The sequence below is a fragment of the Cerasibacillus terrae genome (assembly GCF_008039555.1).
GTDB classification, from domain to species: domain Bacteria; phylum Bacillota; class Bacilli; order Bacillales; family Amphibacillaceae; genus Cerasibacillus; species Cerasibacillus terrae.
This window is the reverse complement of sequence record NZ_VDUW01000002.1, coordinates 422,319-437,458: the sequence shown is the minus strand read 5'-3', so window position 1 is coordinate 437,458 and position 15,140 is coordinate 422,319. Positions and strand designations below refer to the sequence as shown.

At 36.7% G+C, this 15,140-nt stretch carries 12 protein-coding genes and 1 riboswitch; of the genes, 6 read left to right on the top strand and 6 right to left on the bottom strand.

The window, feature by feature from the left end; translation table 11 throughout:
- Window positions 1-108 precede the first annotated feature (108 nt).
- A riboswitch (SAM riboswitch) is annotated at window positions 109-219 on the top strand.
- A gap of 86 nt (window positions 220-305) precedes the next feature.
- Window positions 306-1,619, top strand: coding sequence for an O-acetylhomoserine aminocarboxypropyltransferase/cysteine synthase family protein (locus FHP05_RS05475; RefSeq protein ID WP_147666222.1), 1,314 nt, complete (start codon window positions 306-308; stop codon window positions 1,617-1,619).
- 197 nt (window positions 1,620-1,816) lie between these two features.
- Here the strand turns inward: FHP05_RS05475 and FHP05_RS05470 are convergent, their stop codons facing one another.
- The gene (locus tag FHP05_RS05470) at window positions 1,817-2,665 is read right to left on the bottom strand and encodes a glycine betaine ABC transporter substrate-binding protein (protein WP_330998076.1); all 849 of its coding nucleotides are present in this window, start codon (window positions 2,663-2,665) and stop codon (window positions 1,817-1,819) included.
- A gap of 66 nt (window positions 2,666-2,731) precedes the next feature.
- Window positions 2,732-3,289: a choline uptake/conversion transcriptional regulator CudC gene (gene cudC / locus FHP05_RS05465; protein ID WP_147666220.1), complete on the bottom strand. Its 558-nt coding sequence runs from the start codon at window positions 3,287-3,289 to the stop codon at window positions 2,732-2,734.
- Between the two features lie 251 nt (window positions 3,290-3,540).
- On the opposite strand from cudC, the gene betB reads away from it, so the two are divergent.
- Window positions 3,541-5,028, top strand: coding sequence for a betaine-aldehyde dehydrogenase (gene betB, locus FHP05_RS05460; RefSeq protein WP_147666219.1), 1,488 nt, complete (start codon window positions 3,541-3,543; stop codon window positions 5,026-5,028).
- Between the two features lie 24 nt (window positions 5,029-5,052).
- Complete coding sequence (locus FHP05_RS05455; protein ID WP_147666218.1) at window positions 5,053-6,261, top strand: iron-containing alcohol dehydrogenase; 1,209 nt, start codon at window positions 5,053-5,055, stop codon at window positions 6,259-6,261.
- 93 nt (window positions 6,262-6,354) lie between these two features.
- Here the strand turns inward: FHP05_RS05455 and FHP05_RS05450 are convergent, their stop codons facing one another.
- A complete protein-coding gene (locus tag FHP05_RS05450) occupies window positions 6,355-7,215 on the bottom strand; it encodes a cytochrome c oxidase assembly protein (protein ID WP_230973935.1) in 861 nt (286 codons plus the stop codon).
- Window positions 7,216-7,439: 224 nt separating this feature from the next.
- Between FHP05_RS05450 and trpB the strand changes: the two genes are divergently transcribed.
- A complete protein-coding gene (gene trpB / locus FHP05_RS05445; RefSeq protein WP_147666216.1) occupies window positions 7,440-8,609 on the top strand; it encodes a tryptophan synthase subunit beta in 1,170 nt (389 codons plus the stop codon).
- A 70-nt stretch (window positions 8,610-8,679) separates the two neighbouring features.
- On the top strand, window positions 8,680-9,243 hold the full coding sequence (locus FHP05_RS05440) for a hypothetical protein (protein WP_147666215.1): 564 nt from the start codon (window positions 8,680-8,682) through the stop codon (window positions 9,241-9,243).
- 4 nt (window positions 9,244-9,247) lie between these two features.
- On the opposite strand, the gene FHP05_RS05435 is transcribed toward FHP05_RS05440, so the two are convergent.
- Window positions 9,248-10,210 (bottom strand): nuclease-related domain-containing protein, encoded by a 963-nt coding sequence (locus FHP05_RS05435; RefSeq protein ID WP_147666214.1) that lies wholly within the window; start codon window positions 10,208-10,210, stop codon window positions 9,248-9,250.
- A gap of 605 nt (window positions 10,211-10,815) precedes the next feature.
- Between FHP05_RS05435 and FHP05_RS05430 the strand changes: the two genes are divergently transcribed.
- Entirely contained in the window at window positions 10,816-12,399 is a 1,584-nt protein-coding gene (locus FHP05_RS05430; protein ID WP_147666213.1) for an aspartate:alanine exchanger family transporter, read from the top strand.
- A 151-nt stretch (window positions 12,400-12,550) separates the two neighbouring features.
- Here the strand turns inward: FHP05_RS05430 and FHP05_RS05425 are convergent, their stop codons facing one another.
- Both FHP05_RS05425 and FHP05_RS05420 read right to left on the bottom strand, forming a co-directional pair.
- The gene (locus tag FHP05_RS05425; protein ID WP_147666212.1) at window positions 12,551-14,002 is read right to left on the bottom strand and encodes an APC family permease; all 1,452 of its coding nucleotides are present in this window, start codon (window positions 14,000-14,002) and stop codon (window positions 12,551-12,553) included.
- A gap of 132 nt (window positions 14,003-14,134) precedes the next feature.
- The gene (locus FHP05_RS05420) at window positions 14,135-14,857 is read right to left on the bottom strand and encodes a GntR family transcriptional regulator (RefSeq protein WP_147666211.1); all 723 of its coding nucleotides are present in this window, start codon (window positions 14,855-14,857) and stop codon (window positions 14,135-14,137) included.
- Between the last annotated feature and the right edge of the window lie 283 nt (window positions 14,858-15,140).

Here is a 15,140-nt window from a genome sequence, read left to right as displayed (position 1 = left end):
TTTTTCAAAGTTTTTTCAGCCGTACTTTTTCGGCCATACATTTTCAGCTGTGGCTTTCCAGCTATACTGTTCCAGCTGTAGAAGTATTTACAATTAAATAAGAAAGAACTCTTATCAAGAGAGGTGGAGGGATGGGCCCTGTGAAACCTCGGCAACCTTCAGATGAATTCTGAAACGGTGCTACGTCCTGCGCTCGACCTTTCGAGGGATAGATGAGGGGGAAATCAAATTCGAACACTTCCCTTTCATCAACAAGATGCAAGGGATTTTTTATATCACTATTATTTTACAAGGGAGAAGATAAAATGACGAACAAAAATTTAAAGTTTGACACATTACAAGTTCATGCAGGCCAAGAGGCAGATCCAACTACAGGTTCACGAGCTGTACCAATTTACCAAACAACATCCTATGTGTTTGACAGTGTAGAACACGGTGCAAATTTATTTTCCCTAAAAGAAGAGGGAAATATTTATACAAGAATTATGAATCCAACGACAGATGTTTTTGAAAAAAGAGTAGCAGCACTTGAAGGTGGAATTGGGGCACTTGCATTAGCATCTGGTTCTGCTGCTATCACCAATGCTATTTTTAATATCGCGGGAACTGGCGATGAAATCGTTTCAGCAAGTACCCTATATGGTGGAACATACAACCTCTTTACAGCCACCTTACCAAAATTTGGTATCACAACTACTTTAGTTGACTCAGATGATCCAGAAAATTTCCGCCACGCCATTACAGATAAAACAAAAGCTTTGTTCTTGGAGACGATTGGAAATCCGGGAATTAATTTAGTGGATATTGAAAAAGTTGCAGAAATCGCACATGAACATAACATCCCACTTATTGTAGATAATACATTTGGAACACCTTACCTCATTCGACCAATCGAATATGGGGCAGACATTGTCGTTCACTCTGCCACTAAATTTATCGGAGGACATGGTACTTCTATTGGAGGAATTATCATTGATTCTGGAAAATTCAATTGGAAGGATAATGAAAAGTTCCCTGAATTCAATCAACCAGATAATAGTTATAACGGAATTGTCTATGCAAAAGATGTAGGTGCTGCTGCTTTTATCACGAAAGCAAGAGTACAATTACTTCGAGACACAGGGGCTGCAATTAGTCCATTTAATTCCTTTTTATTTATACAAGGATTAGAAACACTTTCCCTACGTATAGAGAAGCATGTAGCAAACACAAAGGAAATCGTCGCATTTTTACAGAACCATCCACATGTATCATGGGTGAATTATCCCAATTTAGAGGACAGTAAATACTATGATCTTGCCAAAAAATACTTCCCAAATGGGGCTGGCTCCATCTTTACGTTTGGTATAAAAGGTGGCATAGAGGAAGGAACGTCATTTATCGAGTCACTTGAATTATTTTCCAACTTAGCCAATGTCGCGGATGCGAAATCATTAGTCATCCATCCAGCAAGTACGACACATGCCCAATTAAATGAGGAAGAACTTGCCCAAGCCGGTGTTACACCAGATATGGTGCGAATTTCTGTCGGGATTGAAGATGCAGAAGATTTAATAAGAGACATCGACCAAGCACTCCATAAAGCAGTTGAAACTTCCGGTCAAACTGTCAAAAATTAAAAGACTAAAATAAAACGCACGAACATTCGACCACTCAAATACTCGAATGCTCAAAATAAAAAGAGAAGGAACGGAATACCTAGCAAAGGATTCCGTTCCTTTTTTATTAAAACCTCTACTATCTATATAAAAAAGCTCTCCCTTCTAGCATGCCAATAATGGCTGGAAAAGGAGAGCTTGTCTATTATTCTATCATTTTATTCAGTCAACCATTCGTCGATGACCTCTTTATTTTCTTCAATCCATTTCTTTGCCCCATCAATAGGCTTTTCAGCTTCTGCGACATAACTCATTAATGATCCGATTTGGTCATCATCCATTTTCCAGTTTTTTAACCACTCTGCTACTTCTGGATGATCATCGGCAAAGCCTAATCGGGTAGCATGGTGAATTTTCTCAACACCACCATACACTTCTTTTGGATCTTCTAAATATTTTAAATCTACTTCAGAAAATACACGGTGCGGACTCCATAAGGGAGAAACAATTGGTTTTTCTTCTTTAATTGCTTCCTTAATCTCTGTAATCATCGCCGGTTCTGAACTTGGTAATAGTTCTAATTCTAGATCATATTCTTCAATTAAGTCTTCTGTTACTTCCATTGTTCCAGCACCTGGATCGAACCCAACAATCGATTCTTCAAACATTTCTTTGTTATCATTTAACTCAGTAACACTATCTATTTCCACGTAATCTGGCACAACTAATCCCACTTTGGCATTATCATACCAAGTTTCTTCCGAGATATGAACCGTATCCTGATACTGTTTTTTATAGTTCGCATCTTGAATTGGTAGCCATACCTCTAAACCAACATCAAGCTCGTCATTTTCTAGTGCAGCCATAATTGTTCCCATGTCTAATAGATGTAATTTTACGTCATATCCTTTTTCTTCTAAAATAAGTTTCCACATATTGGATACGGCAATATTCTCTGCCCAATTAATTTGTCCGATATCAATTGTCTTTGCTTCTTCTTGTCCACTACTATTATCTCCACTAGTCTCATCATCGGAACTACATGCAGATAATGATGCTAAAACCAATATTCCTAACACAACTACTGTAACAAAATTCCTTAACTTGAAAATAATAAAAACCTCCATAAAATTTTAGTGATTTTCTGGATCCTTCGGTAAGAATTCGTATATTTCTCCACTACGAATACTTTTTACTAATCGCTTTAACCAATGATAATATTTTTTGGATTGCTCTAATAATTGATATTTTTCTTTCGCATCTTCTCGAATAACAGAAGAAATCGATTTATCTTCCATGACATTCTTTAATAAAACCTCTGCCTCATTAATGGCAGATAAATTCGTATTCGCTTCCCGCATCCACATTTGGCAAAAATAAGAGATAAATGAATTAAAAAAGTCTTTTTCAGCAATATAATTATGTTTTCTTGACCCACGTTGAAAAACCTTTTTCACCATTTCAATTTCTTGTAGTTTGCGAACACCGGTACTCATACTTGGTTTACTCATCCCAAGCTCATCACGCATTTCATCCAATGTCATTGCATCTTTAAAATACATGGTCGCATATAGCAAGCCTGTGGAAGGAGTAACACCATATAGATCCATTGTTTCTGAAATAGCACTAATCACAATATTTTCTGCTTCCTCTATTGTTTCCAGTGCTTGATCATTGTTGGAAAGGTTCATTTGTGCATCCCAGCCATTCATTCATTTAGTTTGTTAAATTTTTTCTTAACAATGTTTATATTATCGTATATAAGTAATATGTCAAATGTTTTTTAGCAAAATATATACGAAAACTCCAATAACTCATGTTCAATATGGCTTATATCAAAAAAGTAATCCCATTTTGACAATCTATTTTCTTTGTGTTAGATTAATTATGTTCAAAACGTTAAATTTTTTCTTAACAAACTTAACGAAAGTGAGGGGTTCATTTGGACATCAAAAAACAATACATTAATGGCGAGTGGATTTTATCAAACTCCAATCAAACGAGAGAGATTATGAATCCATTTAATAAAGAAGTGGTTGCTGTTGTAACGGAAAGTGATCGAACAGACGCCAAAGCAGCTATTCAAGCAGCAAGAGATGCATTTGATCACGGAGAATGGCCAACCATGACTAGTGCAGAACGTGGTGCAATCGTTCAAAAAATCGCAGAACTTATTCTTCGTGATAAAGAAGAACTTGCTTACTTAGAAACATTAGATACTGGAAAAACATTGGAAGAAAGCCGCTGGGATATGGATGATATTGCCGGTGTATTTCAATATTATGCCGACATTGCAGATAAAAATGGTGGAGAAATCATTGACTCCCCTATTCCGAATTCCGAGAGTAAGGTAGTTTATGAACCTGTTGGGATTTGTGGGCAAATTACACCATGGAACTATCCGCTTTTACAAGCATCATGGAAATTAGCACCAGCACTTGTTGCAGGAAACACATTAATTATGAAACCAAGTGAAATTACACCGCTAACTACCATTAAAACATTTGAATTAATGGAAGAAGCAGGTGTTCCAAAAGGTGTTATCAACTTAGTACTTGGACCTGGTAACACAGTTGGTGCGGAGCTATCAGAGAACACGGATGTTGACCTCATCTCCTTTACAGGTGGAATTGAAACAGGAAAGACAATCATGCGTGCAGCAACAAGTAATGTGAAAAAAGTTGCACTAGAACTCGGTGGGAAAAATCCAAATATCATTTTCGCGGATGCAGATTTTGATATTGCGGTTGATCAAGCATTAAATGGGGTATTTTTCCATGCTGGACAAGTTTGTTCTGCTGGAACAAGGGTTATTGTGGAAGAAAGTATTCATGATGAATTTGTCAAAGCATTAGTTGACCGAGTGAAAAACATCAAAATCGGTAGTGGCTTTGATGAGGATACTGAAATGGGACCACTAATTTCCAAAGAACACTTACAAAAAGTAATGGACTATGTAAACAAAGGAATCGAAGAAGGAGCAACAGTTGCCATTGGTGCAAAACAACCAGAAGATGCAGCTTTACAAGATGGCTTTTTCTATATGCCAACGATTTTAACAGACTGTACAACAGATATGTCTGTCGTACAAAATGAAGGTTTTGGCCCAGTGATTACGATAGAAAAATTCTCCACAGAAGAAGAAGCTATTAAACTAGCAAATGATTCTATCTATGGACTTTCCGGTGGAGTTTGGACGAAAGACATTGCCAAAGCAGAACGTTGTGTCGCAAAAATGCGCATGGGTACTGTTTGGATCAATGACTTTAATATCTACTTCCCACATGCACCATGGGGTGGTTACAAACAGTCCGGATTTGGTCGTGAATTAGGTAAAACAGGCCTGGAAGAATATCAAGAACAAAAACATATCCTATTAAACAAACAACCAGAACCTAGTAATTGGTTCGGATTTTCTGATAAAAAATAAGTACTACATACTGGAGGAATTACAATGGGTTTAAATATGAAAGTCGAACATTTGCACACATTTCAAGAGTTTGAAATGCCAACAGCTATTAAGCACGGAATCGGTGCAATCAAACATGTTGGAGACGAAGTGAAAAAATTAGGTGTTACAAAAGCTCTCTTAGTAACAGACCCTGGCATTTATAAAGCAGGCATCACAAAACCAGTAGAAGAATCTTTAAAAGCAGCTGGCATAGAGGTTGAACTATTTAATAAAGTAGAAGCAAACCCACCTGTTCGCTCTGTTGGAGAAGGTTCGAAATTATATAAAGATACAAACTGTGATGGACTTGTTGCAGTTGGTGGCGGAAGCTCCATGGATACGGCAAAAGCAATCGGTGTAGAAATTGCTCATAATGCATGTGTATTAGAATATGAAGCAGCTGAAGGTAAAAAACCTTTAGAAAAACGTATTCCACCATTAACAACAATTCCAACTACTGCTGGAACTGGTTCAGAAGTAACACAGTGGGCAGTTATTACGGATGAAGAACGTGAATTTAAATTTAACACAGGTGGACCTTTAATTGCAGCACACTTAACGATTATTGACCCAGAACTACATGTAACCATGCCACCACATGTTACAGCAATGACTGGTGTAGACGCATTAGCACATGCAATTGAATGCTATACAATGCATTATGCACAACCAATTACAGATGCTGTTGCACTTTTAGCAATGGAATATGTTGCAAAATACATCCGCCGTGCATTCGCTGATGGTGGAGATATCGAAGCACGTTATGGAATGGCACAAGCAGCAATGCTCGCAGGACTTTCTTATGGTAGTGCTTCAGCAGGGGCAGCACATGCGATGAGTCAAACACTTGGTGGAATCATTCCGGTTGCACATGGTCAATGTGTAGCAGCAATGATGGGACCAGTAATGGAATATAACTGGAAAGGTCATCCAGATAAATTCGCACGTATTGCAAAAGCAATCGGTGTAGATACAGCAAATATGACAACAGAAGAAGCTGCAAAAGCTGCTGTTAACGAAGTATACAAACTAGTAGAAGACTTAGAAATTCCTAGTTTAGAAGAACAAGGTGTATCACCAGACATGATCGAACGCCTTGCAAAAGAAGCAATGAATGACCCACAAACAATTGGAAACCCAAGAGATTTAACGGTAAAAGACTATGAGTGGATCTACAAAAGATGCTTTAACTTAACACCGAAAACAGTATAATTAGGATTGGAAAGGTTGCCGGTAGCACCGGCAACCTTTTTTTCCTGTTCAATTACAAGCATTCATCCATATGTTTTTGCTTTCTTTTTCAACCTACTTTACCACATCCCTACGACCTTTCTTCAGCTTCAGGTGCACATCTTTTTTATTCCCCAATTTACATCCAACAGTTAAAGCAATTTTGTGTAAACCCATCATAAATAACCCTGCCGCAACTTGATCATATTTTGTATGAAATGGTGCTGGAAGTATGGAAGTAGATGTTTCAGGAGGTAAACATACATGTTCACTAAGTTCTGCTAATAACGGATTACTTGCCCCTTCCAACCAGGCACTAACAATGAAAAATAAACAGGCTGGCGTGACGAGAAGCACACTTTTAAAGGCATATTTTTTCATATTTTTTTTGGAAAGTCGCGCCACTCCATCTGGAGATATAATCGGCCACCAGGAGCGAAGAGAAAGTAAAAATAATCCAATCATATATCCATTTTGTATGAATGGATACTGGGAGATACTTCCGATAATTGGTGGAAAATGATATATAAATAACAGAAATGCAAATCCATACAACGAATAGATTGGTGGAAATAGTTTTCCTACTTTTTTAACAAGGGGAGTGTTTACGATTGGATGATATAAAAGAAAAGGAATTCCAAGTAATAAAAGAGGTGGAACGATAAAGAGGAATATACTCATGTGAATCATATGAAAACTGAAAGATAGATTACTAATCGCAAGAATCGGACTTCCATATAAGAAATAAAGTAAACTCATCCCTAATAAAAAATAAGCAGATTGCGTATAAAATTGCCTTTTCCACGTCCTGTCCTTCATCTCATTTGAAGTTTTCATATGCCAAAAGAGTCCGTATCCATACAAACAAACGATACCTACAATCAACCAAAGTAACGGAATATTCCACGTCGCCTCACCTAAAAGTAAGGTGATCATCAAAATTGATCCCTCCATTTAAAAAGAACCATCCTCACATATGTATGATTACATCGGATGTTTCATTCCAGTTTTTCCATTCAACCTCCCTCTCTTTAGATCTTTGTACGTGATTTTTAAAAAATCTCACATGCAAAATAACGGGAAATTTTGTTGGATTCATTGACAGTAGGAACTATTTTTTGTACGATTACCTCAAGTAGAATAGAGGAGATGAGATGAGCATGAGCGTTCAGTTTAGTGTAGAAGAGAAAGGTTTTTTTGGAGAGTTTGGTGGAAGTTATGTACCAGAAGATTTACAGAAAGTTCTCGCCCAGTTGGCAGAAACATTTGAATCATGTAAAAATGATCCTGATTTTCATAGTGAATTGATGTATTATTTAACCGAATATGTTGGTCGGGAAAATCCATTAACATTTGCGAAAAATCTTACCAAAAAAATCAGTGGAGCCAAGATTTACTTGAAACGTGAAGATTTAAACCATACTGGTGCACATAAAATCAATAATGCAATTGGGCAGATTTTATTAGCCAAACGTATGGGAAAAAAACGTATTATCGCTGAAACAGGTGCAGGACAACACGGTGTAGCAACAGCAACAGCCGCTGCAATGTTTCATTTACCATGTACGGTTTATATGGGTAAAGTTGATGCCAAGCGTCAAGCACTGAATGTATTTCGAATGGAATTACTTGGTGCAGAAGTGATTGCCGTTGATAAAGGGGAAGGCCGATTGAAAGATGCTGTTGATGAAGCACTTCAAGACCTTGTTGAAAATGCAGAGGATACCTTTTATCTTATCGGATCTGTAGTAGGCCCACACCCATATCCGTCTATCGTCAGACATTTTCAAGCCATCATAAGTGAAGAATCGAAACGTCAAATGTTAAAAAAGGAAGGCAAACTTCCCACAGCCGTTGTAGCTTGTGTAGGTGGAGGCAGTAACGCGATTGGAGCGTTCGCCCATTATATCGATGACCCGAGTGTTCGATTGATCGGGGTCGAACCAGCTGAAGCAGCTTCTTTAACAAAAGGAAAACCAGCCGTTCTCCATGGATTTAAAAGTTTTACATTAGTAGATGAAAATGGGCAGCCAAGTCCTACTCATTCCATTGCAGCAGGACTCGACTATCCAGGAATCGGGCCGGAACATAGTTTTCTAAAAACAAGTGGACGCGCCGAATATATTACCATATCAGGCGATGAAGCACTTGATGCTTTTCACGAATTATCTCAAACAGAAGGAATTATCCCAGCTTTGGAAAGTTCACATGCCGTAGCATATGCAGTCAAACTGGCAAAAGAATTAGATAAAGAAGATAGTATTATCATTAATTTGTCAGGGCGCGGGGATAAAGATGTTGCCCAAATATATGAAATGAAACAAAATTAATTTGTAAGGAAAGGAACCAATTTATTTGGCTCCTTTCCTTTTTCGGTATTTTGGTGTGGGATATCAGGATTTGAGCACACTTACCGGGATTCCGGTGCATATATCGGGATTCCTGCACATATATCGGGATTCCTGCACATATATCGGGATTCCTGCACATATATCGGGATTCCAGCGCAGATATCGGGATTCCAGCGCAGATATCGGGATTCAGAGCAACATATCGGGATTCCAGCGCAGATATCGGGATTCAGAGCAATATATCGGGATTCAAACGCAGATATCGGGATTCAAGCATATATATCGGGATTCCTGCACACATATCGGGATTCAGAGCAATATATCGGGATTCAGAGCAACATATCGGGATTCAAGCGCATATATCGGGATTCAAACGCATATATCGGGATTCAAGCACACTTATCGGGATTCCAACGCATATATCGGGATTCAAGCACATATATCGGGATTCAGCACGATATATCGGGATTCAGGCAAATATATCGGGATTCAGCACGATATATCGGGATTCAGAGCAATATATCGGGATTCAAACGCACATATCGGGATTCAAGCGCATATATCGGGATTCCAACGCACATATCGGGATTCCGAAGTGGGGCAATATAGGTGAAGTGTCATTCTTTGTTTTTTAATTTTTTTGTTAGTAAGTATCTTCTACCTTTGTTTTTGCCAATTGATTCGAAGTTTTTTTCAAGTATATTTTTTACTATATACGGGGATTTTACTTGTAAAAATTCCCTTGCTTCTTTATTGGAAATAACGTCCCCTATTAATAATTGATAGTCATTTAATGCTAAAAGGTGTGCATCGGCTGCGGTATGACTACATTTTAAACAACACCATTTTCTATTTTTTCTTTTCATTGGCACCGCACCACAATTTGAGCAAAATACTCCTTTTATAAGATCAGATAGACTTACATTGAATTTTTCCATTACATTTTCTTTTTTTGGTTTGTGCATCGTTAATAATTTTCTAGCTACTTTTTTTAAATCATTGAAATTTTCAAGAACAACTGGCAGTGATTCTGCGGTCTCCTTTATAGAAAAAGGTAAATGATTGGCGTGGGTGATTTCTTTTGGAATTGTATAATGGGAAGAAGCGGATTTAATAATTGTGCTTGGGAAGCTAATACAAGATAATGTTATTATGGGAAAATTTAACCAGGGGAATTTTCCGTGGAGGCGGAGTTTTTGTAATTCGGCCTGTGCTACTGGATTGGGAAGGCCTTCCTCTTTTTCGTTATCACCAATTCGGGTAACTTGTCCATTCTCACCAAAAATAACGGTCCCATACCAGTTTTTTACCTCAACAACAAAAATACACTTTGTACAAAGAATCAGCTTATCAATCTGAAAAAATCCATTATGATCAACAAAACGTAAATCATGTAAAACAATAAATTTAGTAGGATCCAAAAACTGTAATCGATATGCAACTTTTCTTTCGCCAATCACCCCTGTCCGTTTCTTTCTATACTCAATAAAAATTTTGTCCTTTGATGGATGAGCCTGAATTAAACGTTGATTCAATACGTTGATTTTTATAAGCTCTTCTTGATAATTCATTGTTTTCATTTTAACTAGGTTCACTCCTTATAAAGTTTATACCTAAATAATTCGACAAGATTATCTCAAATCCTCTAAAAAAACTAACTTTAAATTTTGTTTAAAAAATCATTTCTATTTTTGTATAATCCCCTTATTTTCTCGGTGAAATATGATTTTCTTGAATAGTTTATCGGTGTTTCGCATGAATATTAGGCTTTTTAAACAAGATTATACTCCATCATAAGGTAAAAAGAGTGTTTCAAATTCATAATGATTTGCTTCGGAATTATTTAATTCAGACTGATTGTGCATTTTTTCGAGTTCATTCTATTTCCTTTTACCTACTTCATATTCGTTTACAATGTTAAAAATATAATAGCAGATATGATTTAAATTATTAGTCGGATGAAAATATTTTAAGTATCGTAAAATCCAAACCCAAAATTTTCCACCTTCTTATAATGATTCACCCATACAATAACTTTTTCGGTTATTACGTTTTGTTTACAAATATCCATTTCAAATGTACATTTAATATATACTTTTCACCAAAAAACGTATTGGAATATCGGGTTTGTGCAGCAGATATATCAGGATTTCGGCGCATATATCGAGGAAGGAGACAGCAAGAGATGCAACTACTAAATGAACCACTGATACTTGTTTTCGTTATTTTATGTTTAGGATCATGGATTGGGCAAATTAAATTAAAAGGACTTAGCTTAGGTTCAGCTGGAGTGCTGCTTATAGGAATGATTTTTGGACATTTTGGCTATCAAGTATCACCAATTATCCAAGACTTTGGGTTAAGTCTTTTTATCGTTGCAATCGGCCTTCAAGCAGGTCCGCGATTTTTTCGAATGATTCGATCAAAAGGTGCCATTTTTGGAATAATCGCATTGGTTATTGTACTTGCCGCTGGTATCACAACAATTATCGTAACGAAAGTTTTTCAAATTTCCCCTGCATTAAGTGTTGGTTTAATGTCTGGAGCATTAACAAGCACACCAGGACTCGCTGCTGCACTACAAGCAACGAATGACCCACTTGCATCTGTCGGGTATGGGATTGCCTACCCATTCGGAGTACTTGCGGTCGTATTATTTGTTCAACTTCTACCCCGCTTCACAAAGGTAGATTTAAAAAAGGACTTACAAGAAGCAAATGATCCCATTAAAACAAATCTCTCACCAGAAATGGCAAAAGTAGTCGTTACCAATCCTACACTTCATAAAAAAACACTAAAACAACTTAAACTTCATAAAAATTCCATTGTCATCAGTCGTGTGATTCGTAATAAGCAAACCATGATTGCATTAAGTGATACAGTCATTTTATTAGGTGATAAATTGGTAGCTATTGGGGAAAAAGAAAAATTAGATAAATTTACCGATTTCATTGGAGAGAAAATCGAAATGGACCTTGAAAACCCAGACAATATCCATTTACGAAAAATTACGGTTGAAGCGGAAAATGTGATTGGAAAAACCTTAAAAGAACTGAAACTCCGAAGAAAATACGGCGCAACCGTCACAAGGATTGTTCGAAATGGCATTGAATTAAGGCAAAATCCAAACATGCCATTAATACGTGGAGATGTGCTTACCGTAGTTAGTACAGAGGATAGACTTGAAGAAATAGAGAAATTTTTTGCTAAGAAAAAATTAACCGTTACAAATGTACACATCTTTTCGTTAAGCATAATTTTAATTGTAGGTATTTTACTAGGCATGGTCCCCTTTCACTTACCAGGCCTTGGAACCATCCAATTAGGAATTGCAGGTGGTCCTTTGTTTGTCGCACTGATTGTTGGCCACTTCGGGAAATTAGGACCAATTCATGTCCGTTATTACGGACCAGCAAATCATGTTATTCAAGAACTCGGACTTGTCTTATTTCTAGCCGGCGCAGGGACAATGGCTGGACAAGGTTTAGTAGAAGTCATCCAAACAGAAGGATTAAAGCTCGTTTTAGCCGGAATGATTATTACAATTTTACCAATTATTGTGGGATATCTTATTGCTAAAAGACTCTTTAAATTAAGTATTGTTCACGCTCTAGGTTCCCTTAGTGGTGGGATGACAAGTACGCCTGCGCTAGGTGCATTAAACCAATTAATTGATTCCGAAGACCCTGCCATTGCCTATGCTGCCGCCTATCCTTTCGCCCTTATATTTGTAGCTGTTGCATCCCAGTTGGTTGTCTTTTTCTTGTAAATATATTCATCAAATAGAAATCCAAAATGGAAATAGACATTTTGAGATTTTAATAGAAGATTTAAAAATGCGAATAAATCCGAACGTTCATCTAAGAACGCTCGGATTTATTTATGGATTATATCTTTTGTCCCAGCCTCTTTTAATAGCATTATTGTTTTTCTATTGATTGTTCTCCTAAAATTAAATATGCTAACTTTTTTTCTGGGATACTATTGTATTCTTTTCGTTTAAATAAATAAAATCCAAACCCTAGTAGTATCCAAATGACAAGAGCAATTAGTGATTCTTTTCCAAGAAATGCTGGTGACCCTGGAATTAACAATAGACTAATAAATATTAAACTAATGATGGAACCAATAAGAGAAATGAGTTTTTTCCATGGTGCTACTGCCTCTTTCGTTGCATCTTGTACATCTTTTTTGGACCATTTAAATAAAACAAATGCCGTATAGCAAGTATAAAAATAGGCAATCGAAACACCAATAGATGACATATCTACTACCCAAGTTAATACCTCCCGACCAAACCACGGTGCTGTCATGGCAACGACAGCCGTAAATATAATCCCCACATATGGTGTATTATATTTTGGATGTAATTTAGAAAAAGCAGCTGGAATCACCTTCGCACGTGACATCGCAAATAATAATCTACTAGTAGAAAGGATGAATCCATTTAATCCTGTAAAAATCCCCATCGATAAAGCAACAACTAAAATAACGATCCCTGTTGTTCCTAATAAATTTTGTAAGGCAAATCCTGTCCCCCACAAATGTTGCTCATTCACTAAATTTAACCATGGTTCTGCCATTGCCGTTGCAATAATCATTAAACTATATAGTACAAACGCAGCTATCATGGCGAAAATAATTAAACGAAATGCTTTCTTTGATGAAAAATTAAACTCTTCTGCTGCTTGTGGGACATTATCAAAACCAACATATGCCCACGGTGCAATCGCAACAATGGAAATAATAGCTGCAAAACTCGTTACCTCTGTATTAAAAGCGGGTTTCATATTTGCTAAACTTGTATCAGGAGAAATCCCTACGAAAGCTGTGATGGCCACAACGCCAACAACCATTACCACACAGAAAATAAATTGCATACTTCCTGTTAATCCAGATCCTCTAATATTTAAATATGCAAAAACTGCCAATAAAACAGAAGCAATGATCACTTCTGTAAAATAAACATCCCAGCCAGCTAGTTCGTACATATGAAAATGTTGAATAAATGCTGGAAACACATACTTAAACATGAGGGCAAATGCTGATGCATTTAACGCAACGATACCAATATATCCTAAAGAAAGAAACCATCCAGAAATAAAGGCATGTTTTCTTCCCAAACTAATAAAAGCATATGCGAATTCCCCGCCTGATACAGGGAAACTTTTGATTAGAAATCCATAACTAACCGCAATTAACATCATTAGAAGTGCACCGATTCCAAATCCAATAATTACTCCTAAAGGTCCTGCAGTAGACATCCAGTTCGTAGGTTGAACAAAAGCACCCCAACCAATAGATGATCCAAGGGCAATTGCCCATACCCAATGAGCTTTTAGTGACTTTTGTAATGTCTTTCGCTCTTCCATATAAACTCCCCTTCAATTTCACATTGAAAAATATACATTTTCTATCATAAAGTAGTATTCTGTCATATTCAATCATGTCCGTACCAGTTGAATACCATAAAAAAAAGCCTGCCAAATCCAATGGCAAACCCTTTAATTACTTTTTCTGGACAATTTAATGTGAAAAGAATACATATCCGCCCGATAGAAAGCATTCTCAAATTCAACAAAATGGCCATGAATATCGGTAATTTTCCGTTGGGCATTAAGAACATGAGAAGAATCCGGAATATGTAGAAGCTTTGCATCAACCTCTGTTGGTGCGATTGATTTAATAACTTGATCTGCTTCAAATGTTTTTACACCTAACTCACGCTCTAATAATTCATAGAATGCTTCCTTATTTAAATCATATTTAATCAGCTTGTTTCCAACATGTACCGGATAGTAATGATTTTCAATTCCAATTGGTACTTGATTCGCAAATCGTAATCGCTTGAAATGATATGCTTCATCCAATCCAGTAATCTTCTTTAATGGATCAGTAAGTAAAACCGTTTCTGACTTTAGTAATTTCGCACCTGGCTTCATTCCCATTCTTTCAACCGTTTCATTCGTACTACTTAAATTACCAAGCCAATCATTAATGGGTTTTACAGCAATAAATGTGCCTCTTCCATGTCTTTTCTCCAATACACCTTCATGTACCAATTGTGCAATACTTTGTCTTACTGTACTCCTACTAACATAAAATTCATCCATCAATTCCCGTTCACTAGGAATTTTGTCTGTATACTCTTCAGTAAATATCCTCTCCTCTATTTTTTTCTTCAACTGAAAATGAAGCGGAATAGAGTTGGTGTAATTTAACGGCATGACTTCACTCCTCGAAGTATCTATGTATGATGAATGGGAATCACAAATCATAAATAATATTTTATTAATTCTATATTAACTATTATTTATTATCTTTTCCATTCCATTTTATATATGAAAAAAGATATTAGCTTCCCACGCAGAGTTGGTACCCTCATTTAAAATTTTTCACTATATGGCCTAGGAAAATACCAATAGGGGACTAACAGCCATAACCTGTGATAATAGTTTATATTCTTCTATTATATATCATCATATTTTATTACAGGTAGAAAAGACATTT

Coding starts and splice junctions, on each gene's coding strand:
- FHP05_RS05475 (WP_147666222.1), top strand. CDS start 306: ATGACGAACAAAAATTTAAAGTTTGACACATTACAAGTTCATGCAGGC.
- cudC (WP_147666220.1), bottom strand. CDS start 3,289: ATGAACCTTTCCAACAATGATCAAGCACTGGAAACAATAGAGGAAGCA.
- FHP05_RS05455 (WP_147666218.1), top strand. CDS start 5,053: ATGGGTTTAAATATGAAAGTCGAACATTTGCACACATTTCAAGAGTTT.
- FHP05_RS05450 (WP_230973935.1), bottom strand. CDS start 7,215: ATGATCACCTTACTTTTAGGTGAGGCGACGTGGAATATTCCGTTACTT.
- trpB (WP_147666216.1), top strand. CDS start 7,440: ATGAGCGTTCAGTTTAGTGTAGAAGAGAAAGGTTTTTTTGGAGAGTTT.
- FHP05_RS05435 (WP_147666214.1), bottom strand. CDS start 10,210: ATGAAAACAATGAATTATCAAGAAGAGCTTATAAAAATCAACGTATTG.
- FHP05_RS05430 (WP_147666213.1), top strand. CDS start 10,816: ATGCAACTACTAAATGAACCACTGATACTTGTTTTCGTTATTTTATGT.
- FHP05_RS05425 (WP_147666212.1), bottom strand. CDS start 14,002: ATGGAAGAGCGAAAGACATTACAAAAGTCACTAAAAGCTCATTGGGTA.
- FHP05_RS05420 (WP_147666211.1), bottom strand. CDS start 14,857: ATGCCGTTAAATTACACCAACTCTATTCCGCTTCATTTTCAGTTGAAG.